The organism is Enterobacter sp. MEB024, from assembly GCF_030209635.1.
GTDB classification, from domain to species: domain Bacteria; phylum Pseudomonadota; class Gammaproteobacteria; order Enterobacterales; family Enterobacteriaceae; genus Enterobacter; species Enterobacter ludwigii.
This window is the reverse complement of record NZ_JARVRQ010000003.1, coordinates 590,622-612,483: the sequence shown is the minus strand read 5'-3', so window position 1 is coordinate 612,483 and position 21,862 is coordinate 590,622. Positions and strand designations below refer to the sequence as shown.

Annotated in this window: 21 protein-coding genes; all 21 read right to left on the bottom strand. The window is 55.0% G+C overall.

Annotated features, from left to right (window positions below; all coding sequences use genetic code 11):
• Nucleotides 1-135: 135 nt before the first annotated feature.
• The 21 genes from QRN24_RS09090 to tagF all read right to left on the bottom strand — a co-directional run bounded on the left by QRN24_RS09090 (nt 136) and on the right by tagF (nt 21,858).
• Entirely contained in the window at nt 136-621 is a 486-nt protein-coding gene (locus QRN24_RS09090; RefSeq protein ID WP_224212625.1) for a hypothetical protein, read from the bottom strand.
• Nucleotides 597-1,319: an ankyrin repeat domain-containing protein gene (locus QRN24_RS09085; protein WP_198921950.1), complete on the bottom strand. Its 723-nt coding sequence runs from the start codon at nt 1,317-1,319 to the stop codon at nt 597-599. The genes QRN24_RS09090 and QRN24_RS09085 overlap by 25 nt, the downstream gene beginning before the upstream one ends.
• A gap of 35 nt (nt 1,320-1,354) precedes the next feature.
• Nucleotides 1,355-2,773, bottom strand: a complete 1,419-nt coding sequence (locus QRN24_RS09080) for a Tle-like phospholipase domain-containing protein (RefSeq protein ID WP_050736959.1) — start codon at nt 2,771-2,773, stop codon at nt 1,355-1,357.
• A gap of 36 nt (nt 2,774-2,809) precedes the next feature.
• On the bottom strand, nt 2,810-4,246 hold the full coding sequence (locus QRN24_RS09075) for a serine/threonine protein kinase (RefSeq protein WP_251884828.1): 1,437 nt from the start codon (nt 4,244-4,246) through the stop codon (nt 2,810-2,812).
• 24 nt (nt 4,247-4,270) lie between these two features.
• Nucleotides 4,271-6,886 carry a type VI secretion system ATPase TssH gene (gene tssH, locus QRN24_RS09070; RefSeq protein WP_284942632.1) on the bottom strand — a complete coding sequence of 872 codons (2,616 nt, stop codon included), beginning with the start codon at nt 6,884-6,886 and terminating at the stop codon, nt 4,271-4,273.
• A 34-nt stretch (nt 6,887-6,920) separates the two neighbouring features.
• A complete protein-coding gene (gene tssG, locus QRN24_RS09065; RefSeq protein ID WP_059305780.1) occupies nt 6,921-7,964 on the bottom strand; it encodes a type VI secretion system baseplate subunit TssG in 1,044 nt (347 codons plus the stop codon).
• Complete coding sequence (gene tssF, locus QRN24_RS09060) at nt 7,961-9,832, bottom strand: type VI secretion system baseplate subunit TssF (RefSeq protein ID WP_020883467.1); 1,872 nt, start codon at nt 9,830-9,832, stop codon at nt 7,961-7,963. The genes tssG and tssF overlap by 4 nt, the downstream gene beginning before the upstream one ends.
• Nucleotides 9,833-9,834: 2 nt before the next feature.
• Complete coding sequence (gene tssE, locus QRN24_RS09055; protein WP_284942631.1) at nt 9,835-10,398, bottom strand: type VI secretion system baseplate subunit TssE; 564 nt, start codon at nt 10,396-10,398, stop codon at nt 9,835-9,837.
• Nucleotides 10,391-11,203: a type VI secretion system accessory protein TagJ gene (locus QRN24_RS09050; protein WP_284942630.1), complete on the bottom strand. Its 813-nt coding sequence runs from the start codon at nt 11,201-11,203 to the stop codon at nt 10,391-10,393. Before QRN24_RS09050 ends, tssE begins: the two co-directional genes overlap by 8 nt.
• 9 nt (nt 11,204-11,212) lie before the next feature.
• Nucleotides 11,213-12,199: a hypothetical protein gene (locus tag QRN24_RS09045; RefSeq protein ID WP_020883465.1), complete on the bottom strand. Its 987-nt coding sequence runs from the start codon at nt 12,197-12,199 to the stop codon at nt 11,213-11,215.
• 16 nt (nt 12,200-12,215) lie between these two features.
• On the bottom strand, nt 12,216-13,013 hold the full coding sequence (locus tag QRN24_RS09040) for a PP2C family protein-serine/threonine phosphatase (RefSeq protein WP_014170545.1): 798 nt from the start codon (nt 13,011-13,013) through the stop codon (nt 12,216-12,218).
• Nucleotides 13,010-14,794, bottom strand: coding sequence for a type VI secretion system-associated FHA domain protein TagH (gene tagH, locus QRN24_RS09035; RefSeq protein WP_284942629.1), 1,785 nt, complete (start codon nt 14,792-14,794; stop codon nt 13,010-13,012). The genes QRN24_RS09040 and tagH overlap by 4 nt, the downstream gene beginning before the upstream one ends.
• Before the next feature lie 89 nt (nt 14,795-14,883).
• Nucleotides 14,884-15,300: a hypothetical protein gene (locus tag QRN24_RS09030; RefSeq protein WP_032680802.1), complete on the bottom strand. Its 417-nt coding sequence runs from the start codon at nt 15,298-15,300 to the stop codon at nt 14,884-14,886.
• Nucleotides 15,294-16,283, bottom strand: coding sequence for a hypothetical protein (locus QRN24_RS09025; protein WP_047955750.1), 990 nt, complete (start codon nt 16,281-16,283; stop codon nt 15,294-15,296). Before QRN24_RS09025 ends, QRN24_RS09030 begins: the two co-directional genes overlap by 7 nt.
• 70 nt (nt 16,284-16,353) lie before the next feature.
• Entirely contained in the window at nt 16,354-16,836 is a 483-nt protein-coding gene (locus tag QRN24_RS09020) for an Hcp family type VI secretion system effector (protein ID WP_014884229.1), read from the bottom strand.
• A gap of 180 nt (nt 16,837-17,016) precedes the next feature.
• The gene (locus QRN24_RS09015) at nt 17,017-17,442 is read right to left on the bottom strand and encodes a T6SS amidase immunity protein Tai4 family protein (protein ID WP_284942628.1); all 426 of its coding nucleotides are present in this window, start codon (nt 17,440-17,442) and stop codon (nt 17,017-17,019) included.
• Nucleotides 17,439-17,945 (bottom strand): type VI secretion system amidase effector protein Tae4, encoded by a 507-nt coding sequence (locus QRN24_RS09010; RefSeq protein WP_020883459.1) that lies wholly within the window; start codon nt 17,943-17,945, stop codon nt 17,439-17,441. Before QRN24_RS09010 ends, QRN24_RS09015 begins: the two co-directional genes overlap by 4 nt.
• Nucleotides 17,946-18,010: 65 nt before the next feature.
• Nucleotides 18,011-19,510, bottom strand: a complete 1,500-nt coding sequence (tssC, locus tag QRN24_RS09005) for a type VI secretion system contractile sheath large subunit (protein WP_014170549.1) — start codon at nt 19,508-19,510, stop codon at nt 18,011-18,013.
• A gap of 3 nt (nt 19,511-19,513) precedes the next feature.
• Nucleotides 19,514-20,038, bottom strand: a complete 525-nt coding sequence (tssB, locus tag QRN24_RS09000) for a type VI secretion system contractile sheath small subunit (RefSeq protein WP_008502644.1) — start codon at nt 20,036-20,038, stop codon at nt 19,514-19,516.
• A gap of 75 nt (nt 20,039-20,113) precedes the next feature.
• On the bottom strand, nt 20,114-21,130 hold the full coding sequence (gene tssA, locus QRN24_RS08995) for a type VI secretion system protein TssA (RefSeq protein WP_020883458.1): 1,017 nt from the start codon (nt 21,128-21,130) through the stop codon (nt 20,114-20,116).
• 11 nt (nt 21,131-21,141) lie between these two features.
• A complete protein-coding gene (gene tagF / locus QRN24_RS08990; protein ID WP_020883457.1) occupies nt 21,142-21,858 on the bottom strand; it encodes a type VI secretion system-associated protein TagF in 717 nt (238 codons plus the stop codon).
• Between the last annotated feature and the right edge of the window lie 4 nt (nt 21,859-21,862).

The window sequence follows — 21,862 nt, the reverse complement described above, 5'->3', positions numbered from 1 at the left end:
TTCCAGAACAGAAGCCCCTCCACCGGGAGCTGAACGGTAATTCGGTTGAGCATAACTTTATTCCATATGGCTTATGCGATGCAAAGACTCACGGCACTAAATGTGTCATGGTAATACTATGCAGTGTCAGATTGGTTATTTAGCGCGAACTGTTTTGATTATATATATGAGAGAGCCAATCTTTAATATTTCCGATAATATAAATAAAGCAATATTAATGGAAATAACGCTCAATCCTAAACCAGCGATCGCCATAGGGAAAAGTGTCACTGAGCAACTGAAGATGATAACGCGCAGCACTTCTTGTATAAGAGCAAAACCGACCGCATATCGATGTTTTGTGAAAAAAAACCAGGCAGAAAAAAGCAAGGAAACTGGCATGAGGAGATAAACAAGGTAAAAAGCACCTGTCACTATTCCGTTTACGCCACCTGCTATCAGCATAAAGATAATTACACCCGGATTTCCTCCGGTGGAAACCCACCATGACTCAAGTAAATGGTATGGACCAATCGAATAAAACACAATCCCGATGACATCCATAACACCCCAGAAATAGAAAATTTTATTTTTCGCGGTCATGTTCGCCCTAACCTTTACTTGACTGGTGCTGGCGGCCATTTACCACCATGTTGAATAAGCGTCTCTTTGATTTCAGTTAGTTTTTTATATTCTTCACTGCCTTCTTCTGTTCTGTTCAGATAACGTTGAAGTTGATTACCCATCGTCCAGCCATTGATAGTCCTAATTTCAGGGTCAGTACCGCGTTTCAGCAAAAGGAGCACGTGATCGTAAGCGTGGTAATCCAGCGCGGCTACTAACAATGTACTACCCAGTGAGTCGGTAATATTAATATCCGCTCCGCCGTCAAGCATCGCCTTGAGTGTCTCGGTATTTTTCGCTTCGATACTTTCGAATATTATAGGCTCACCAAACGTTTTGTCTTTTGCATCTGGAGATAATCCGCCGTCCAGCATCGCCTTTATCCACACGTCGCTGTCCGCTTTTAATACTAATTCTGCAGGCGAACTTTTTCCCTGCGGCCTCGGCTGCAGCGGATCTGCGCCAGCCTTAATCAGAGTAGTGATAATTTTTAAATGTTCAGGCGTTTTTTTATCGTTAAGTGAATTCATCACCGCCCAAAACAACAGGGTCATGTCCTCTTTACCAGGTTTGTTTAAATCAGTTTTCGAAGCTAACTTTTTCACCTCATCGCCGTCACCATTCTCAATTGCGCGCGCTAATGTGAGCTGGTCACCATTAAAGTAATTATCTGGTTGTAAATCCATATTTTGCTTGCACCCCTGAACCATAAACATTAAACAAAGCGCTACCCAGCCAAAAATTAGTGATTTCACGCGCGGCTCCTGATAATAGAGATATCCTCATCCTTCTGTTGTTCAATACAGTTTATCGCTTGATCTATTCCATGTCGGTCAAATGCACTCCCCATTCCACCAGGAAGGTCGTGAGCTATTCCGGCAGCATTGGGCATAATGGCAGAAATCTCTTCTTTCGCTATAAGTGCTGGCACGTGCCCTTTTACCATTTTAAAATCTTCCCAAACATTTACTTCCTGAGTCCTGGTCAGCAGTTCACCCTCGACGCGGTAAGCCTGAATGTTATCCGTGCTGCCCAATATGCTTCCGCCATATTTCTCGACGGTACCGGAATTTAGGCCAGAAGCATTAAACGTCCATCCCGCCATACCGCTTGCCATAGAGGTGGCTGATGCTAAACCTCCCCCAAGAGAGTGCCCCGCAATGTCTATTTTTTGACCTGATTTGGCGAGCTGCTCGCCCATACTTACGGCTCTTCGGTAATAATCCGACTCCAACCCAAGCCCCTGCGCACCGTTATTTTTCCAGTCAGTCATGTTCTTCATGGGGAAAAACTCTGGTTGCCTCGACCCTCTGAACACCAGCGTAGGGTTCATATCGCCACCAAAAACGTCAGGGTCAGGCTGATAGACGCGTGCCAGAAAATCAGGATCCTCACTCTTGTCATAAAGTGTTTTACTTTTAAGACCTAACTTCTTTAGCACCGATGCATCGTTGCTTATATCCTTCCAGCCCTCTGGCACCTCCGGCGTTGTCTGCAGCGGATTCACTGTCTTATAAACATTCTCAGCAAGCTTCGCTTTCTCCACCGCAATATTATTCGCCGCCAGTCGTTTAGCGGCGATCTGCGCATCCGGGTAAAGGCTATTACTCCCCTTCGCGATCAGATCCTTACGCGCCTGCCAGCGTTCCGCCTTGGTCATCTGCTGTAGCTGCGAAGCATAGGTTTTACCGTCTTTGCCCGGCGTGGCCTCATCCGGCACCTGTGCCGCTTTGGATTTCACCACCTGCTTCGGCAGTACCGTCGGCGCAGGACGGGCACCGTAGGTTCGCACCATGGTTTCGTAGCGATCGACGATTGTGCTTACCGGATACCAGCCCAGACCGGTAAGCGAGGCCGCCTGCAGTCGGCCATCGGCATTGATATAAAATATCTCCGTTACCGATGACCAGTTGCGGAAACTCTCGTCGATGGCAACGATCCTGCCGATATCGAGATCCTGCACGATCAGCTTACGGGTATCGCGTCCTGACTGATAGGGATTCGCCCCGGTGATGGAATGCAGCAAATCGTAACGCGTAAACAGCGAGCGCAGCGAATTGTCGGGAACTGACATTATCCACTGCCCGGCTACGGACGGGCGGATAATTTTCGCGAAAAGCGCTGGCGAGACATTCTCGCTGAAAAGATAGACAAACTTGAGGTTATACATTCGCTCCGTCCTGTTACCGGTCCCTGCTTACCTTACTTACGGATTCACCAGCCAGGTGCCAGGCTTCGCGATATCCAGCGTCTGGGTACGCGTTTTCCCGTTGCCCTGCAGTTCAATTCTGGCCTCGCCCGCAGGTAGCTTGAGCGATGCATAACCGTTATTTGCCGGACGCAGTGTTTTTGGCTCACCGTTCACTTTCAGGGTCTCACCGTCAAGAATACGGATATAGACCAGTGCCACCGGGCTGGCATCCACCGGCGGGGTGGCCGGTTGCGCTGTCGCAGTCGGAGCAGTCTGTTCACTGGCTTTCGCCGTTTCCGGTTTCACTTCCGGCGCGTTCGATGCGGTTTCAACGGAGCGCGTCTCAGCGGGGGCCTGCGCCGCCTGCTCTGGCGCATCATGGTCGCCACCGCTAAACAGCATCGCTCCGGCGACGACGCCAACCAGCACGCCCGCAGCAACCATTGCCGGGATTTTGTACCGGTGCCAGTCCAGTGCAGAAGCCGGTGCCTCTTCCTCTACCGGTACCAGCATCGTGCCCGGTTTTTTCGCGCTCAGTACATCGTCGATACCCGCTACCGGCATCTCAATCAGCGCCGCGAATTCATCGATGGACTGCGGTCGGTCTTCCATGTGCAACGCCAGCGCCCGGTCGATGGCCTGCAACAGCGAAAGGGAATAACCCTGTGGCTGCAGTTCCACCAGCGGTTTGCAGGTGTCCTGGATTGAGCGCACCACGCTGACCGGCGGCGGTGAGCCGACAATCAGGGTACGCAGCACGGCGCCGAGGGCATAAATATCCGTCCACGGGCCCTGCTCGCTTTCGTTGTCGTCAGTGTACTGCTCGATTGGCGCAAAGCCCGGGCGCAGCATGGTTTCCGTCTCGTCAGAGAGATTACCAATGGTGCGGCGCGCTGAGCCGAAATCGAGCAGAACCGGCAGGCCGTTGTCCTGAATCTGGATGTTATCCAGAGAGATGTCGCGGTGCAGATAGCCTTCGTCATGGATTGTCTTAATGGCACCGAACAGCATTGGCAGCATACGACGGATCCAGGCTTCGTTAATCAGCTCCGGTTTTTGTTCGCGCAGGCGGGAAAGCGTGGTACCGCTATAGAACAGCGTTCCCATATAGGCCGTATCGTTTTGCACCCAGAAACGCAGCACGTGAAGCAGGTTCGGGTGGTTGAAGCGCGCCAGCAGGCGGGCTTCCTGAATGAAGCTGTTCAGGCCGGCGGAAAACGCTTTGCCAAAACGTTCGCTGCGCAGTACCAGCGTCATATCGTCGCCGCGCACGGCGAGCGAGGCAGGCATGAATTCTTTGATAGCGATAGTGCGTTCGAGCTGATGATCCCACGCGCGATAGACGATGCCGAACCCGCCGCCGCCGATCACCTCTTTAATTTCAAACTCGTTGAAGCGATACCCGACCGGGAGCGCGTTTGGGACAGTCCGATTGTTATCATTATCCGTCATCTTTTACAGTTCTCTTGATGATTATTACGCGGCAAACTGACAGTGAAACTCGCCCTGCTCACAGGTGACGTGCAGACGTCGGTACTGCTCATCGCTGCGGCTGGCGGTAAGTAATATCTGGCTCATCTGAGGCAGCAAGGTGTTTGTCAGAATAGCGTCCACCATGCGGCCGCCAGACTCCACCTCGGTACAGCGCTGAACAATTTGTTCCACCACGCTGTCATCAAACTCGGAAATAATATTGTGATTCTCTTGCAGACGACGCTGAATGCGTTTGAGCTGCAGGCGGACAATCTGCCCCAGCATCTCGTCGCTCAGTGGATAATACGGCACCACCAGCAGACGGCCCAGCAGCGCCGGTGGGAAGACCTCCAGCAGCGGCTGACGCAACGCGCCGCTTAACGCCTCAGGCTCAGGCATCAGTTCTGGATCGGCACACATGGCGCTGATCAGATCGGTGCCGACGTTGGACGTCAGAATAATGATGGTGTTACGGAAATCAATATGGCGGCCCTCGCCATCTTCCATCCAGCCTTTATCGAAGACCTGGAAGAAGATTTCATGTACATCCGGGTGCGCTTTTTCAATTTCGTCCAGCAAGACCACGCTGTACGGGCGACGGCGAACGGCCTCGGTTAGCACCCCGCCTTCACCATAACCCACGTATCCTGGAGGCGCACCTTTTAAGGTGGAAACGGTGTGGGCTTCCTGGAATTCACTCATGTTGATGGTGATAACGTTCTGCTCACCACCATAAAGCGACTCCGCCAGCGCCAGTGCGGTTTCCGTTTTCCCCACGCCGGACGGGCCACAGAGCATAAATACGCCAACAGGTTTGTTCGGATCGTCGAGTTTTGCCCGCGAGGTTTTCACGCGACGGGCAATGAGATCCAGGCCGTGACGCTGGCCGATGACGCGCTGGTTGAGGGTATCAGCCAGGTTGAGCACCGCATCAATCTCGTTTTTCACCATCCGGCCCAGCGGGATACCGGTCCAGTCAGAGACCACCGCCGCCACCACATTTTCATCCACCGCCGCAAACAGCAGCGGCTCGTCGCCCTGTAAAGCGTTGAGCGCCTGCTGCTGCGCGTTAAGCGCGCTGCGCAGTTCGCCGGTCTCGTCATCACCCGCGGCAAACAGCGCGGCACGCAGGCGGATGATTTCAGTCACAAGAGCACGTTCCTCTTCCCAGCGCTGGGTCAGGGCTTCGCGCTTTGTTTCGTATGTATCGCGCTCGGCGGTCAAGGCTGCGACGCGCTCCGGATCGCCGGCACCCACGCGCGCTTCGCGTCCGGCAATCTCGATCTCCACATCCAGGGCCGCGAGATGGCGCAGGCAATCTTCCAGCTGTGCCGGTGGCGCGCTCTGGCTGACCGCCACGCGGGCACAGGCAGTATCAAGCAGCGCAACGGCTTTATCCGGCAACTGACGCGCCGGAATATAACGATGTGAAAGCTTGACCGCCGCGCTGACCGCTTCGTCGAGAAGCAGTACCTGGTGATGCGTCTCCAGCGGCGACACGGTGCTGCGCAGCATCAGAATCGCTTTGGCTTCGTCCGGCTCGTGAACCTGTACCGTCTGGAAACGACGGGTCAGCGCCGGGTCTTTCTCGATGTATTTTTTGTATTCCGCCCAGGTGGTGGCCCCGATGGTGCGCAGTTGCCCGCGCGCCAGGGCCGGCTTGAGCAGGTTAGCGGCATCGCCGGTACCCTGCTGACCGCCAGCGCCAATCAGGGTGTGGATCTCATCGATAAACAGAATGACTGGCGTAGCGCTGGACTGCACTTCATTAATCAGGGCCTGCAGACGCGCTTCGAACTCGCCTTTCATGCCTGCGCCGGCCTGCAGCATGCCTATATCCAGCAGCCAAAGCTGAATATTCTGCAGCGGTGCCGGCACGACGCCTTCGGCGATACGCAGCGCCAGCCCTTCCACCACCGCCGTTTTGCCAACGCCAGCTTCCCCGGTCAGCAGCGGGTTATTCTGGCGACGGCGCATCAGAATATCGACCATCTGGCGGATCTCTTCATCGCGCCCGACAACCGGGTCAATCTTCCCTTCACGCGCGCGCGCGGTCAGGTCCTGACCATACTGGGCCAGCGTCCCTTGTGCGGCAGGCACCGTACCGGCTGGCGTATCCGCGGCAGCGGCCGCCTGCTGCGTCTCTTTGCTCTGAGCGCAAATCGCATCAAACTGCTCGATCAGCACGTCGACGTTTAGGCGGGTGAACTGCGCCGAGATGCTTTTCAGCACGTTAGCCAGATTCCAGGTTTTCAGGATGCCAATCAGCAAATGTCCGCCGCGAATACGGCTGACGCCATACTTCAGCGAGCCAAACACCCACGCGCGCTCCACGGCGCTGTCGATATGTTCTGACAGATCGGAAACAGAACTCGCGCCACGTGGCAGCGCATCCAGTGCGGCCACGATATCGCGCGTCAGCTGCTGTTCATCGAGAGCAAAATGACGTATCACCTGTTGCAGATCGCCATCCTGCTGCTGCATCAGCTGATGCAGCCAGTGCACCAGCTCAACATAGGGGTTGCCGCGCAGCTTGCAGAACGCGGTGGCGCTTTCCAGTGAGGTAAATAACAGCGTATCCAGTTTGCCGAAAAGCACGGCACGGCTGATTTCTGACATGTTCGGTTCCGTTGATAACAATGCGTGAGAAAAATTATCGCTCTGCGCGATACACCAGATCGCCACGTGGGACAGGCTGAGGTTGAAGGCCCAGCCAGGTGTTGTAACCTAACCGCCCGGCGCTACCGAGCGAGGCACCCTGCACCGCGTCGGCGCGCAGAATAACCCGAGTTTCCCATTCAAATTCTACCCCTGCGTACTGGCGTACCCAGTCGCGCAGTTCAGTGACCCACGCTTCGCCTGGCAGGAAGCGGTTGTACTCGTCCGCGCTCAGTGGGCCGATTTCGATACGAAACTTGTGCTGCACGTCGCGCACCGCAACGCCGAGAAAAGCGGATTCTCCCATCCGCGGCAGACGACGCCCTTCACCCAGCTGCGCCTGTTCCCGCGGCGAAAGCGGCATCCACTGCGCCACGTTCGTGACCAGTTTTACCGGGGCGTTAAAATAGTTGCGCAGGATCTTCTCCAGCCCTTCCGGATCCCGTGCGTGACGAGTCAGGTGTCCGGCGTGAGTAAAACGGGCATGTGCGCTCAGGCTGCCTTTGGTCATCTGCCCCGGCTGGCCCATCCCGATCAAGGATGCCAGGTACCCCTCAAAGCGTTTGTTGTCCGCGCGGTCAAGAGAGACGGCGGGCTGCGCATCAGCCCAGGCACGGTAAAACAACAGCGTCAGGCGATGATGGAACAGATCGGCAAACGCGCTCAGGCTGGTGTCCTGATGATGATGAATACGCTCCCGGGCGTACTCTGTCATATGGACAGGCAGCGGGCCATTTGGACCAAACAGACCGAAGCTGAGGATAGACACCTCGTGCAGCCCGTTCTCTTCACGCTGGCGCACCTGCGCGAGGGTCGACGGCGCAAAGCTCATCGATGGCTGCTGACCGATACGTAACGGTTCAAATTTCGGCAGCGGCGCGCGCCCCAGCGGATAACGTTCACCGCCCTGGGCATCAATGCGTCTTAATAGCTGGAACAGATCGTAGCGCCACGGCGTCTCGCGAACGCCGCGCCAGAAAGCGTCCGGCAACGGCGTCAGGCGATGGACACGCAGCGGCGCGGAGGCGACTTCGCTCATAGTAGTGCCCTTTTCCCCATACGCGGTGCCCAGTAGCCAATCTCACCGCGCTGCTGACTCTTCAGCGTGAATTCAGTAAAGCTGTTGATGGACACCAGACGGGCAAACAGGCGTTCCAGCACGCTGCCGAAAAGCCAGGGGCTGGCGCCGGAAAACGCACGCTCATCCACCGTCAGAGTAATGCCGATCCCGCGCGCAAAGACCACCGGGCCCGGCTCCGGAACGCGACGGTGAACCGGCTCCAGCACGCAGTGGCGAACGCCCTCAACCTGACGCGCTACCGGCGTCTCCGCCAGGTTAGCATACAGCCCTAACAGCTGACGCAGGGCGGCGGCGCCCTCTTCGTTTTCGCTGTCCATCAGGCTGAGATAGTTCATCTGCAGCTGGCTGATCAATCGCCAGGTGCTAAACCCTTCGGCCAGAGCCGGGCGTGGCGGCGTTGGGCCTTTTCGCAGGGTCAGGGATTTCACCGGCATGGAATCGGCCATGATGAACTGTCCGAGTTCCTGCTGAAGCATCAGCGGCAGGTCGCGGCTGGTGCACAATACTTCCGCGGAGATATAGCGCAGATTTTCCTGCCAGGGTGCATGCTGTTCATCCACCAGCGAAACAAAGACTTCGGAGCCGATATAACCGGTGCGGGTGCCGTAGCGCAGGGCATGTTCAGAGAGCACTCGCTGCTCGCGTCGCAGGGAAAAATAGGCGCCATAGTTGCCCGCATCACCGCTCCAGGTGCTCCAGAAAGGACGAAACGTCTGGTCGTCACGCTGGCCGTCGGCACTGCCGAAGATTTTGTTTACCGCATAAATTTCATAATCCAGGGGACGGATGTTATCCACCACCAGATGATATTCATGCTGGCTCTCACTCAGCTTCTGCCGCGCCGCCACTTTCGGAAAAAGGTTGATCACCGGCGTGCAATGCATCGCCAGATGGCTGGCATCAACCACCCGCTCCAGTTGCTCATCGCTTTTATCCAGCAGGATGAAAATATCGAACGCTTTTTCATTTTCACAGTGCTGGATAAGCTTGCCCAGACCGCTGAGGCTGATAAAGCGGAACCGTGCCGGAAACGCAAAGTATTCCTGCAGCAGACGATAGCCGTCAAAGTTGCGCAGGTCGTCCGGAAGCAGCGCCTGGTCCGGCTCAAACCCTTCCTGTCGCAAGGCATCCGCAGAGAGCAGCTGTCGCTGCGGGTGCTTGCTGACGGTCTGGCAGACAATCCCGGCGTGGTGCTCCATGACCAGCTCAAGCAGCTTGAGCGCCTCAATATCCGGGCCGCTAAGGAAAAACTCCAGACGGTCAAAATCCAGATGCCCAAGATGCTGCGGGCCATCACAGGCAATGCGGATCCGTAACGCGCTGTTGATCCCCCGCTGGCTCAGGCCCAGCTGCGCCAGCGGCAGATCGGCAGGCACACCGCCCAGCTCGACCTTATCGATTTTCAGCGGCAGCAGATTAACTTCATGCGCCGTGGTGTAGCTGCAGGTGACTCCGGTCTTTTTCAGCGCCAGGCTGTCCATCATGGTGCCGCGCGGCACCTTAAAACCGTTGCTCAGATCGCCACGCGTGCTGTCGGGCTGGATTTCAGCAATCGCCATTGAGGGGGTTGGCGCGAGATAGTTTGGCGCAATCATTTCCAGCAAACGCTGGGAGAAGCGCGGGAACTCCGCATCCATTTTCATTTGCACGCGGGAGGTCAGGAACGCGAACCCCTCCATCAGGCGTTCTGTATACGGGTCCGCCACTTCGATGCCGCGCATGCCCAGTCGACCCGCGACTTTAGGATAGCGCTCGGCAAATTCAGCGCCCATTTCACGCAGATAGGCCAGTTCACGGTTGTAATATTCGAGCAGTTTACTTTCCATGATCACCCCGCATCTTTCAGTTCAAAATGGCCGTTTTCCAGATCGACATCGGTGCGAAACAGAAACTCCAGCGGGTACGGCACACACCACAGACGCCCTTTTATCTCAATGGACAACACGTTGTGCAGATCCAGTGACGTGGTGTCTGACACGCAGCGGACCTGCAGTCCCTGCGGCAAAATACGCGGTTCAAAGTTAATGATGGCCTCGGTAAGCTTGTGCTGAATGTCGTGCCATTCAATGTCTGACATTCTTTTCCCGGCCAGCGGCGCGACGCCAAAATTAACCACCGAGCGGTTCACATGCGGCAACGCGCTCAGGTCACCGGATGCGTCATGGTTGATGGTGTTAAACAACCACTGCAGATCCCGCAGCACGTTGCGGCGCAGGGCGGCGTGGGTAATCAGATTACTGTTGGCGGACTCGCGTTTTTTTTCCGGATCGTTATCGGTGAGGCGATCCAGCAGCGAGGGCTGCATTTTATCGCGCGCCCCCACCTTCTCCTGCTTGCTGCGGGCTTGCCAGCCGCTGCGCAGCAGATCGCCTTCGCCAGCGGGATTACTCATGGGCTCCATCCGCAGCAAACGTCACCAGGTTCAACGACAGCAATGGGCTTTCGCTTTGCTCGCTTAGCCAGGCTTTCTGCCCCATGCCTTCATACAGCGTGCCGTCATTGTCGAGCGGCAGCCATTCGGTGGTGCGCGCGAGCTTAACCGCGTCAGACGCATCCGCTGCGAAAGGATAGCGCGCCGGAATCTGGCAAACCTGTTCGGTACCGTCCGTCAGGCGCACCAGCGCATGACGCCACACCAGGTCAGTCACGCTGGCAGGCGCCTGGAAACGGATCTCGGCGATGGCGTTAAACGGCAGCCAGAAATAACGGCCGTTGACGATGGTTTCACACACGGGCCCCAGACGAGCATCGCCGTCCATCAGCCATGCGAATGCCTGCGTCTCGTCATTCTCAAGCGTGATTTGACCCGCCGTTGCCTGCGCCTGCTCAAGGGCTTCCAGACGCAGCGCCTGAGCACGCTCTCCCGCGTCATTAAGCGCGGCGGCAAGCGTGGTAAGCCACGGCCACTGCGTTTCAGGCATGGCAGGACGAGCCTGCCCCGTCATCACCTGCGCGCGCTGCAGCTCGCCCTGGATGGACTGCTCCAGCAGGGTAACGGTTGGTTTAGCCTGGGGCTTAAGTGCCAGCCAGCTTTTCAGCTGAGTCAGGGCACGCGTCCAGTTACCACTGAGGGTCAAAAATTGCACAAACGCGGCACGGAGATCGGCATCGGCCGGACGGGCTTTGATCTCAGCTTCAAGACGCACCAGCGCGTCACTCAGCGATTCACCCGCCAGGTGTTGATAGAGCGTATTCATAGCCATTCCTTAGTTTGCCGCGCGCCAGGCGCCGACTGCCGGATCGCGCAACTGTGGGCGCAGGGTGTCAATCAGGACGATATTGAGCGTTGTGCCAGGGGTAACCCAGGCGCCCCAGATTTTTTTCACCGCGGCGATACGCGCCTGCAGTTTTGCATCGTCGCTGGCGGTCTCACGTGAAATCTCCACGGCCACCGTGCCGTTGCTTTTCCAGCCGTTGAGGCTGCTGTCGTAAGGCAGGATCATCCAGCTCTGGTCGCTGTTGGAGGTGCTGAAAACCATGCGCTCTTTGTTGACAGAGGTGATCAGCGCGTTTTCCGGGTCGGCACTTTGATTCAGTCCCATGACCGGGAAGCCGTGAATGTAGGTCACCGGTATCTCTTTTTGTCCACCATTACGGGACTGGGAGATAACCGTATGACCACTCAGCCAGCTCCCGTTTCCGCAGCGGGTGGTGTCTGAATCCGGAATAAAGAGCGCCGGAGCAGACGAGCCTCCTTCCCAGAAGGTACGCAGATGGCAGCCGTCCTGAAGGGTAAATTCCTGCCACGGCGTGCGATCGGCAGCAACCGTGTGGGTTTCCGCGTTCTGGTCCGGCGGCAGCAACGCACCGCTGGCCGGAGTACTCACTGGCGCAGTCTGCTGCTGTTTTACCACCAGCGCCCAGTCCTGCGCTTTGCCTGCTGTCCCCTGCGCCAGCGTCGTCCCGGACGGATCGTTCAGCGTCCAGCTCAGTTTACTGACTTTGCTGCACTGGTGTTCCAGCAGCGAGCCCAGACGCGGGACAAAGTTCTCCAGAACCGAAACGTCTTTGTTGCCGTTCGCCACGATACGCAGCGCAATCTCTGACTTACACCAGCTCTGTGGGGTGTTGTCTTTGATGTTATCAATCCAGATATCCAGCTTCTGCGCAGGAGACTGCACGATGCGGAAATTCTCAGCCTGCGCGGTGGACGCCACCGCCAGAAGTGCTAAACCCGATAGCCAAAGTTTCATATCGTTCCTTGTGTGTCTAATCAGTTCCGCAGGGAAGAAATTGTGCTGCGTCAGAAAGCGTATGCAGCAAAGTGGTGTCCTGAGGGTTGCCCATCCATACCGCCAGGGCGGTATAGTTATCCTGAGCATTCCCCTCCTGTTCGCCATTCTTTTGGATGATTTGGTTCATTAAGGTCAGCCACTCTTGTGGCGTGTTAACCATGTGCAGCGACTGTTTCATCTGTTCTTCGCTGACGCCGTGCCAGAAACCGTCCGTACAGAGTAGAAATGCATCTCCGTCTTCGACCTGCACCACATCGCTGTAGCTCGCTTCCGGCCCGCCGTTTTCAATACCCAGCGCCAGATAGAGCAGATTGCTGTTGAGGTTATCGGTGTCGTGTCCTGCATCTTTCATCTGCTGAACCAGGCTGTGATCGGTGGTGACATGCCACAGCCAGCCCCGGCGAAACAGATACAGGCGGCTGTCCCCGGCATGTGCCCAGTAGGCCAGCCGGTAATCTCTGTCGATAAACAGACTGACCAGCGTGGTGCCCATCCGACGATAATCCTGAACCGCCTGCTGTTCGCTGAGAATGGTGCGATTCGCCGTTTGCACATAGTCGCGAATATGCTGCGCGTTCAGGTGCTTGTCGCCATCGAAGCGGGAGATAATACTGTTGCGGGCCAGTTCAGCGGCCACCTCACCGCCCGGCAGACCAGCGATACCATCACAGACGACAAAGCAGGCTGAACGTTCCCCTATGGTTTCTCCCGTCTGATCCTGGTTGCTGGCGCGCGTCCCCTGGCGGGAGAGAGAAGCCGTTGCGATATTCATTTTTCTTCCGATCCGCTCTGTGAGTCTTTGTACTGATTTACCTCCATGTCATAGGCATGGAGGAAGGCTTCGCCAAACAGGGTGTGGAAGTCATCCTCAATCTCGCCTGCCGTTTCACCGTAGCTGCGGACAAAGTAGTCCCACAGTGCTGCTTTGCGGCTGCCCGGCAACGCCAGTCGGGAGGTCATCCCGTTCTGCTTCGCCTGCTCTTCCAGCTGTTCCGGGTTGAAGGATTGCAGCATGGCGGCAATGATGGCGCGGATACCGGAGATCATACCCAGCTGATGCGCCTGCAGATCGATCAGCGCGTCACGCACGGATTTTGTCGGCGGCATAAAGCCCGGCATTGGCGTACCGAACATCTGGATCAGAACGGTTTTCCCGGTCGGCAACAGTTTGAACGGGTTGTTGGCATCATCAAGTACCATGGTCATATCGGCTTTTACGCCGCGCTTGAGAATGGAGCGCGAAGAAAGCAGCGCCACGGTGCCCTGAGAGAACATGCCCAGAATTTGCCCCAGCTGACGCATATTTTCACGGTCAAACTGCGGGACGGGCTGCATTTCGCTGAGCCCCATCCCTTCCAGCAGTGCCTCAAGTAATTCGCCCTGCAGTACTTCACCCTTTTCGCCATTATGGGCTGCTGGCGACGCCGCGTTTTTGACCGGGTCAATACGCAAACGCCCTTTAGGTGCCTGGGCATTACTGCGCGCCACGGCCTGCGGGGTTGGCATGGTGAAGCCGGCATAATCCGGTCGCGCCGGCTCTTCTTCTTCCACGCGCGGCGGCACCTGCGGCTCAGGAGCAAACAGCGGAGAAGCGGCAAGGACGTCCTCTTCCTGTTCTGCTTGCGGCTCTGGCGTCAGGTCTGGCTCAACGACGGCCTCTGGCTTATCGCCGACAATTTCATCCGGATGGGTTAACGGTGCCCCGCCCATCAACCCGAGGGGGTCATCATTTCGTGCAGCAGGTGCGCTGGCACTACCGCCAAACAGTGCCAGCGGATCGAGTTCATCCGTATGCTCTTCTTGTGGCTGCGCAGGTTTAGCTTCATTGGGCGGCACCAGCGTAGACGGGGTGACGTCGTCAAAAATGCTCTCTTTTTTGAACAATGCTTCGTCACTGAACAGCGTATCCGGATCCACGTTCTTACGCTCAAGCTTCGGATCGCTGTCATTGAACATCGCCAGCGGATCTTCAGCGTTACGCTCAGGTGCGACAGGCTGGGAGAACGGATCGTGCGACGCTGCCGGCTGCGCCTTCGCCCGAGAACTGGAAATGCTGTCGGAGATAGAGAACTCCTGCATAAGGCTATCCCAGATTTCCGACGGCACAGCAGTCGGTTCCGCCTTCCCGCGCGGGGCGGCGCTCGCAGGCTTTGGCTGCGGGGCTGCCGCAGGGGCCGCGGCTGGACGCGCCTGCTGCTGCATGGTCGCCGCCATGCGGCTGACTGGCTGCGTATCATGAATCAGTTCGGTCACTTCGATGCGGTAATCATCAATACCGAGAATGTCCCCATCCTGCAGCTCTACCTGGCGCCCGCGCTCAAGCGGAATGTCATTCAATACCACGCGGGTGACGCTGCCACGGTTAGTGACGCGGCATTCGCCCTGGGCGTCAACGTGAACAATGGCCTGCAAACGCGAGATGGTGCGGTCATTGTCCGGCAATACCAGATTGTTATCCGTACCGCGCCCAATGGTGCCGCCCGGGGCATAAAAATCACAGCTGCTCTGCGGCGGCTGATGACCGGGTTTTGTAGAAATAATCGTGAATCGCATGGCGTATTCCTGCTGGTATGATTAGCGCTCAAACGCTGCCGCTCTCGGGGCGAGAACGGCGGCGTTTGAGGAGGAGAATATCAACAAAACTATTTAATGAAATTTACAAAAAATAATCCAACAATGAGCCATAGAGTGAATATTAATGCCTGCACTTTATAACGACGATGCAGTTTTAGCATCCAGGCAATTTTTTCATCTGGTAATGATTGAATATATTTATAAGCTTCTTCCTGCACCAGCCTGTCGCGAGTAAACTTCATCTTCACGCCCTTATGAAGACGAATAAACCAGATTATTTTTTGATAGTTTGCCAGTGATCCAAAAAAAGAAGCGTAATTTGTTACCAGATCGAGATCATAACCTTTGCGTCTGTAGTCAGAAAGGAGCTGATTATAGTCAGCCTCGTGTTTTTTAAAATAACGAGAACTAAACAGATCCATAATTACAACAACGAGAAACAAACCCACAGTCAGCAATAAAAGTAAATTCTCGAGATTTACCATAATTTATCCATCATATACTCTGTTGCTCCACCTGCTATTTCGCTACCAGCGTATCCACCCGCAGCCGCACCGACAATAGAGCATGCGAGCAATCCTACACCGCCAGTTGCAACTCCCAGCGCAACGCAAACTCCCGCCCCGGCTATGGCACCATATTTGCCACCGTAAATGCCACCAGCAAGACCTGCACCAAAGCTACTGTATTTTTTTACAGCAACTTTTGAGCAACTCTGCTCTCGTCCAACGGTACACGCATTGTAAACTTCATTGGTCGTATTTGCACCTGCAAAGCCTATTGCAAGCCATCCCCCCATTTTAAGAAAACGAGCGGCCTTTGAAGCATTATCAATGTATGTCGAATAACCCCGAATAGAACCAACACCGGCAGTGCTCCATTCATGCACAATTGATCTGCTCGATAAGCCTAATGCATGTCTGAGTTCATTATAAGGTTTCATTTTAAGAGTTAATCTGGACAGTTTATTTAATAAAACATCTAACTCAGAGAACAATCGTTGACGCTCAACAAAAAACTGTTGCCCTATTAATGTCCCTTGCGTTCTGTACTGATTTTGATAGGCCAACTCAATGGATTTTAATTTTTTTTCGATTTCACTGAAGTATTTGTCACCCGCATCAGAAACCACACCAAGGGACTTATCCATAAAGTTTGTGACTGCGGCAATTGTGCCATAGTGCTGAGAGAGGAAATTAGCCTCACCTGAATTAAGATCCGCCAGAGAACTATTAACTTTCTGTTTTGCGATTTGCAGTTGTTTAAGTTGCACTGCATTATTGTTTCCTGGATCATTGACAATTAACATTTGACCAGGTTTGGACCATTGAGTATCGCTATTAATTTGCATAAAATGACGCGCTGCATCGCTATTAGGATTATTAAACAGAAGCCTCGCCTGAAAATCCAACGTCCCGGGCTGCTGAACAATACAATACCCAGGTGCAACCATTGATTTTACGCTCATTACTCGATCTCTTTGCAAAGTTTTGACTAATACGTAGGGCCAGGGAAAACTCCCCTGGCCTCGTACGCAATTACGCTTCTTTGTTTTCTTTGATGTTCCAGCCAGCGCTGCTTTCAGCACCTTTACCACCAGCAGTGGTCTGCTCCCAGTACTGCTGTTTCACTTTCGCAGCCTGGAATGCATAGGTCACACCAACGGTGTCGCCGTTGTCTGCACCGGTGTACTGAACAGAAGTTACCAGCACATCTTCGAGCGTGATGCGGGTATATTCAACTTGCTGACCACCCGCTTTGCACACGGACAGTTCAACTTTAGTCAGGTGCTTACCGCTTGCGCAGTGTTTGAGAATTGCTGTAGTGGATTTGTCGATCAGAGCGTTAACGTGCAGATCGTTAAAGTTAACTTTACCGGCACCGCCGCCGCCACCAACACTCATATTACCTGGCTGGGAAGCGCCCCAGGAGAAGGAGGTAATATCAGTCCAGCCGGTGTGGTTAGAATCTTTAGATTCGCCCGTAACACCCTCGACCTTCAGAAACATATCAATAGCCATAATATCTACTCTTCGTGGATGAACAATATTGCTTTCGAAAAAGCACTTATATGGCAAACAGGAAAGCATGGGGCTGAATAAAACCGTCCATATTTTACCTCTGCCTCATATCAAATGACCCGTGTCATTTGACAGTCTTGACATTCCCCCTGAATGAAAGGAAAGAATGTGAAGTCTTTACTACTGCGGATTATCCTGAATCCAGGTGCGGTCAGGATTGCCTATAATTAATTGAGGTACAAGTTTATTAAGTTCGTCACTATGATAAAGACGTAGACAGTTTAACGTTACGCCTTTGACATCGGGTTTTATCTCAGAATGAAAGGCATTGGTTGCGCCTTTATATTTATCAATAAGGGCATTAATTTTGTCATTGCCATTTTCAATATCGAAAGGCACCCATTCCAGTAATGCACTACTGCTACGCGCTGCATCCAGAGAAAACTGGCTTTTATCATCTGAAACTTGTGCCAGACAGCGAGAAAAAACAACGTCTTTAACAACTTGCTTATAAGGCATTTTTTTGACAAACATCACCGGATCGTCAATTGCATAAACAGAGGCGGAACTGGTGAGCAACAGTAGACTGGCAATTATTTTTTTCATGGCAACTCCCAAAAATTGGCTTTGGTCGTCGTGTAATTCGTCTCCGGTGCATTGAAATAACAATGATCCGAACAGGTTAAACCATTCCAGAATGTGGCATGACCTGCGGCGTCACTCCAGCCCTGTACCTCAAACAGAATTACGCCCTTTTTGTTGGCTAATTGTTGAACGGGTAAGGAAGGATAACTCACGACCATGTCAGGTTTACCCCACTGACGCGTCAACCAGGCAATAACATCCTTTACCCGATAGAAGTACCATTTATTATCAGCACCGGATACCGTGAGATTTGCAATACGCGGGACGGGATGCCCGGTATAGTTCAGAACATAACTCATGCGTACGGCACAACTATTTGACCACCCACCCTGATCTTGCGGTATTTCGAAGTTGTGCTTAACCTTGCCGCCGATAATTTGCTTAACTTTGCCGATAGAATCATTTGCATCGTAAATACGTGTTGCCGCCGCCCAGGCAGCAACAAACGAAGGTCTCGCGGTCATATTTCCTCTCACATTTCCATGCTATAAAGCAGGCGCCGGGTAAGGCCTCCCGGCGCCAATCATCATCACGCGTCTTTCGTCTTCAGTGACGGCAGTTTAGAAACCAGACGCAGAGAAACGGTCAGACCTTCCAGCTGGTAGTGTGGACGCAGGAAGAATTTCGCGGCGTAGTAGCCCGGGTTATCTTCAATTTCCTGCACCTGCACTTCGGCAGCCGCCAGCGGTTTACGGGACTTGGTCTCCTGTGAGGAGTTAGCCGGGTCGCCGTCCACATAGTTCATCACCCAGTCGTTCAGCCAGCGTTCCATCTCTTCACGTTCACGGAAGGAGCCAATTTTGTCGCGCACGATGCACTTCAGGTAGTGGGCAAAGCGGCAGCAGGCGAACAGGTACGGCAGACGGGATGCCAGACGCGCGTTAGCGGTCGCATCCGGGTCGTGGTACTCAGCCGGTTTCTGCAGAGACTGCGCGCCGATGAAGGCGGCAAAGTCAGAGTTTTTGCGGTGAACCAGCGGCATAAAGCCGTTCTTCGCCAGCTCGGCTTCACGACGATCGCTGATCGCGATTTCGGTCGGGCATTTCATGTCCACGCCGCCGTCGTCGCTCGGGAAGGTGTGACACGGCAGGTTTTCAACCGCCCCGCCGGACTCTACGCCGCGGATTGAGGTACACCAGCCGTACTCTTTAAAGGAGCGGTTGATGTTGGCAGCCATGGCATACGCGGCGTTCGCCCAGGAGTAGCTGTTGTGGTTCGCGCCATCGGTCTGCTCTTCGAAATCGAAGCTGTCGACCGGGTTAGTGCGAATACCGTACGGCAGGCGCGACAGGAAGCGCGGCATCACCAGGCCAAGGTAGCGTGCATCTTCGGATTCACGCAGTGAACGCCACGCGGCATACTCGGTGTTCTGGAAGATTTTGGTCAGGTCGCGCGGGTTCGCGAGTTCCTGCCAGGACTCCATCTGCATCACGCCCGGTGCGGTACCGGTGATAAACGGACAGTGGGCCGCCGAGCCGATACGCGCCATCTCGCCCAGCAGTTCAACGTCCTGCGGACTGTGGTCGAAGTAGTAGTCGCCGACGATGCAGCCAAACGGCTCGCCACCAAACTGACCATACTCCTGCTCGTAGATTTTCTTGAAGATTGGGCTCTGGTCCCAGCCCACGCCCTTAAAGCGTTTCAGGGTACGACCCAGCTCCTGCTTGGAGATGCTCATAAAGCGGATCTTCAGCATCTCGTCGGTTTCAGTGTTGTTCACCAGGTAGCTCAGACCGCGCCAGGCGCTCTCCAGCTTCTGGAACTCTTCATGGTGAATAATCTGGTTCACCTGCTGAGACAGCTGCTCGTCGATACCGGCAATCAGGTTCTGAATGGTGCGGTAGGTGTCACTGGAGAAGGTCACGGTATTTTCCAGCGCCTGCTGCGCCAGCGTTTTTACCGCACTTTCCACCGCGGAGCGCGCCTGATCGGTTTTCGGGCGGAACTCTTTGTTCAGCAGCGCGCTGAATTCATCCTGGCTGAACGCCTGACCACTCTGCTGCTCGTGTTGTTGAGTCTGGTTGCTCATCGATTATTCCTCGCTACCTTTCGCGCTTTCGTCATTTTTCGGCAACTGGCTCAGAGATTTGAGCAGCGTCGGATCCTGCAGAATTTTAGCGATCAGCTCTTCCGCGCCGTTTTTGCCATCCATATAGGTCAGCAGGTTGGAGAGTTGAGTACGTGCTTCCAGCAGCTTGTTCAACGGCTCAACCTTGCGGGCTACCGCGTCCGGCAGGAAGTCGTCCATGCTGTCGAAGGTCAGATCAACGTTGAGCTTACCTTCGCCGGTCAGCGTGTTATCCACCTGGAACGCCACGCGAGGTTTCAGCGCTTTCATGCGCTCGTCAAAGTTATCAATGTCGATTTCGAGGAATTTACGCTCGTCGACTGCCGGCAGGTTTTCCACCGGTTTGCCGACCAGATCGGCCATGACGCCCATCACAAACGGCAGCTGAATTTTACGTTCTGCACCGTAGATCTCTACGTCGTACTCGATCTGCACGCGAGGGGCACGGTTACGTGCGATGAATTTCTGCCCACTGTTACTCATTGCCATGATGTTCTCCATCAAAGATGCGCGGTGAAGGTGAAACGGCAGGCTCCATGCCTGTCGTCATAATGCCAGGACGCGTTATTCGCGGCGTCCAAAGATGTTTTCCAGTTGGTTAACGCCGTCTGGCGCCAGGTCGCGAATAATGTCCATAAAGTTAAGTTCTGACAGCCGCTGCACCCGTTCAATCATCAATGGTGCGGGGTGGCTCGGTTCGTACTGCGCAAAATACTGTTTGGCTTTCTCCAGCATCAGCTGTGCATCGGCGCGGCTGGTGACCTGCACGCTGCGCCAGTCTGTAACCTGCTGAACGGGTTGTGCGACCGCCGGTTGAGGTTCAGCGCTGAGCTCAGCCTGTGCCTCCCGGTTGGGCAGCAGCTTGCTGATGTCGGTCACCTGACAGGCGCTGGCGACCAGCCCGACGGTTTTCAGCAGCTGTTCCATCTCCGGAACGCCGCTTTCACCAAGATGGCCGGTGAGCAACTCGCGAATGGCCAGCAGCCGTTCGTTAATCACTATCACCGCCGACGTGCCCGGCTGATCGCCGCGGGCCAGCTCGTCAATCAGTCTTGGACGGCCACCGGGATAATCCGGACATTCGGTTTTACTGCCATCCAGCAGTGCCTGCGCGTCGCGAAGTGAAATTTCATCGCCATTTGATCGCAGCAGCGAGGCGTTACGCACGGCGACGGTCAGGTCAGACTTATCACTCAGCCCGGCCAGGGCGTTAATGCGGTAAAACGGGTCGGTTTCGCCATACTCTTCCAGCAGCGGATAGAGCGGCTCCCAGTAACGCGTGATCGCCTCCTGCACCAGTAACAACCCGTCGGCGTAGCCCGCAAGGCCGCGGCGACGTGTCCATGCATGTGTTAACGCCAGCATGACGCGCAGATCTTTGGTGCGGCTCAGCAGGCTGGTGGCGAATTTTTCCACCGTATTCCAGTCAGCAGGTTCTGCCGGAATGATGGTGTCGCCAAACTGCTGCTCTGCTTTGCCCTGGCTGGCCTGATTCATGAGCTGGAAATCAGCGTCATACTCCAGGTTTTCGCCGCAGGGCTTGTCGGGGCTTATTGGCGCGAGAAATTCTTCGATATTCATAAGATCCCTGCTTATTCAAACATGGGCGGATAGAGACCGTGACGGCCCGGACGGGCGCCACCTGCCGGGTCGAACAGCAGCGTAAAGAGCTGCCCGGTGAAGTTGCCGCTGTGAACATGGGTGTAGAGCGGGTAGCCGTCGCAGCGGTTGGTCCACCAGTAGCTGGTCTGGCGAAGCGGGTCAAAGCACTCTGCTGCCTGAGGCCAGCCCAGCGTGCTCTGGCCGTCTTCGTCATAACCAATCACGTCGAGAATATCTGAGCGCTTTTGCGGCTCGACGGGCTGCGGTGCCGGAATGGACATCAACATGTCATCGAGCTGTGAGGCAGAAAAACTGTTACGTACCGCATGCAGGCCCAGACGGCCAATCTGCTGATACCAGCTTTCAGCCTGACTGAGCAGACGTGATGACCAGTCCGCGGGGGCAAAGCTGAGCTGAATGCAGACCGGATATTGTCGACCAACGCTGTCACGTCCCGGCAGCAGGCAGCCCATCTGAATCATCTGGCTGCCCAGCATCGGCGGTACGACAAAATTCCAGACCGGCGCTTTGTTAAACGGGCGCTCACCGCTGCGCTGCTCTTCCTGCTGCCAGGCCAGCAGGCCGACCTGGAACCAGTGCGACCACTGGCGTTGCAGGGTGTCAGGAAAGCGACGCTGCAAAAAATCTCCGGCGCTGGGCAGTTTGCCATACCAGCTGTAGCGGTTCATCGCAGGGGTATTCGTCATACGG

What these genes read in the sequence shown, in the direction of transcription:
- QRN24_RS09090 (WP_224212625.1), bottom strand. Translation starts at nt 621, where the DNA reads ATGGCCGCCAGCACCAGTCAAGTAAAGGTTAGGGCGAACATGACCGCG.
- QRN24_RS09085 (WP_198921950.1), bottom strand. Translation starts at nt 1,319, where the DNA reads ATGTTTATGGTTCAGGGGTGCAAGCAAAATATGGATTTACAACCAGAT.
- QRN24_RS09080 (WP_050736959.1), bottom strand. Translation starts at nt 2,773, where the DNA reads ATGTATAACCTCAAGTTTGTCTATCTTTTCAGCGAGAATGTCTCGCCA.
- QRN24_RS09075 (WP_251884828.1), bottom strand. Translation starts at nt 4,246, where the DNA reads ATGACGGATAATGATAACAATCGGACTGTCCCAAACGCGCTCCCGGTC.
- tssH (WP_284942632.1), bottom strand. Translation starts at nt 6,886, where the DNA reads ATGTCAGAAATCAGCCGTGCCGTGCTTTTCGGCAAACTGGATACGCTG.
- tssG (WP_059305780.1), bottom strand. Translation starts at nt 7,964, where the DNA reads ATGAGCGAAGTCGCCTCCGCGCCGCTGCGTGTCCATCGCCTGACGCCG.
- tssF (WP_020883467.1), bottom strand. Translation starts at nt 9,832, where the DNA reads ATGGAAAGTAAACTGCTCGAATATTACAACCGTGAACTGGCCTATCTG.
- tssE (WP_284942631.1), bottom strand. Translation starts at nt 10,398, where the DNA reads ATGAGTAATCCCGCTGGCGAAGGCGATCTGCTGCGCAGCGGCTGGCAA.
- QRN24_RS09050 (WP_284942630.1), bottom strand. Translation starts at nt 11,203, where the DNA reads ATGAATACGCTCTATCAACACCTGGCGGGTGAATCGCTGAGTGACGCG.
- QRN24_RS09045 (WP_020883465.1), bottom strand. Translation starts at nt 12,199, where the DNA reads ATGAAACTTTGGCTATCGGGTTTAGCACTTCTGGCGGTGGCGTCCACC.
- QRN24_RS09040 (WP_014170545.1), bottom strand. Translation starts at nt 13,013, where the DNA reads ATGAATATCGCAACGGCTTCTCTCTCCCGCCAGGGGACGCGCGCCAGC.
- tagH (WP_284942629.1), bottom strand. Translation starts at nt 14,794, where the DNA reads ATGCGATTCACGATTATTTCTACAAAACCCGGTCATCAGCCGCCGCAG.
- QRN24_RS09030 (WP_032680802.1), bottom strand. Translation starts at nt 15,300, where the DNA reads ATGGTAAATCTCGAGAATTTACTTTTATTGCTGACTGTGGGTTTGTTT.
- QRN24_RS09025 (WP_047955750.1), bottom strand. Translation starts at nt 16,283, where the DNA reads ATGAGCGTAAAATCAATGGTTGCACCTGGGTATTGTATTGTTCAGCAG.
- QRN24_RS09020 (WP_014884229.1), bottom strand. Translation starts at nt 16,836, where the DNA reads ATGGCTATTGATATGTTTCTGAAGGTCGAGGGTGTTACGGGCGAATCT.
- QRN24_RS09015 (WP_284942628.1), bottom strand. Translation starts at nt 17,442, where the DNA reads ATGAAAAAAATAATTGCCAGTCTACTGTTGCTCACCAGTTCCGCCTCT.
- QRN24_RS09010 (WP_020883459.1), bottom strand. Translation starts at nt 17,945, where the DNA reads ATGACCGCGAGACCTTCGTTTGTTGCTGCCTGGGCGGCGGCAACACGT.
- tssC (WP_014170549.1), bottom strand. Translation starts at nt 19,510, where the DNA reads ATGAGCAACCAGACTCAACAACACGAGCAGCAGAGTGGTCAGGCGTTC.
- tssB (WP_008502644.1), bottom strand. Translation starts at nt 20,038, where the DNA reads ATGGCAATGAGTAACAGTGGGCAGAAATTCATCGCACGTAACCGTGCC.
- tssA (WP_020883458.1), bottom strand. Translation starts at nt 21,130, where the DNA reads ATGAATATCGAAGAATTTCTCGCGCCAATAAGCCCCGACAAGCCCTGC.
- tagF (WP_020883457.1), bottom strand. Translation starts at nt 21,858, where the DNA reads ATGACGAATACCCCTGCGATGAACCGCTACAGCTGGTATGGCAAACTG.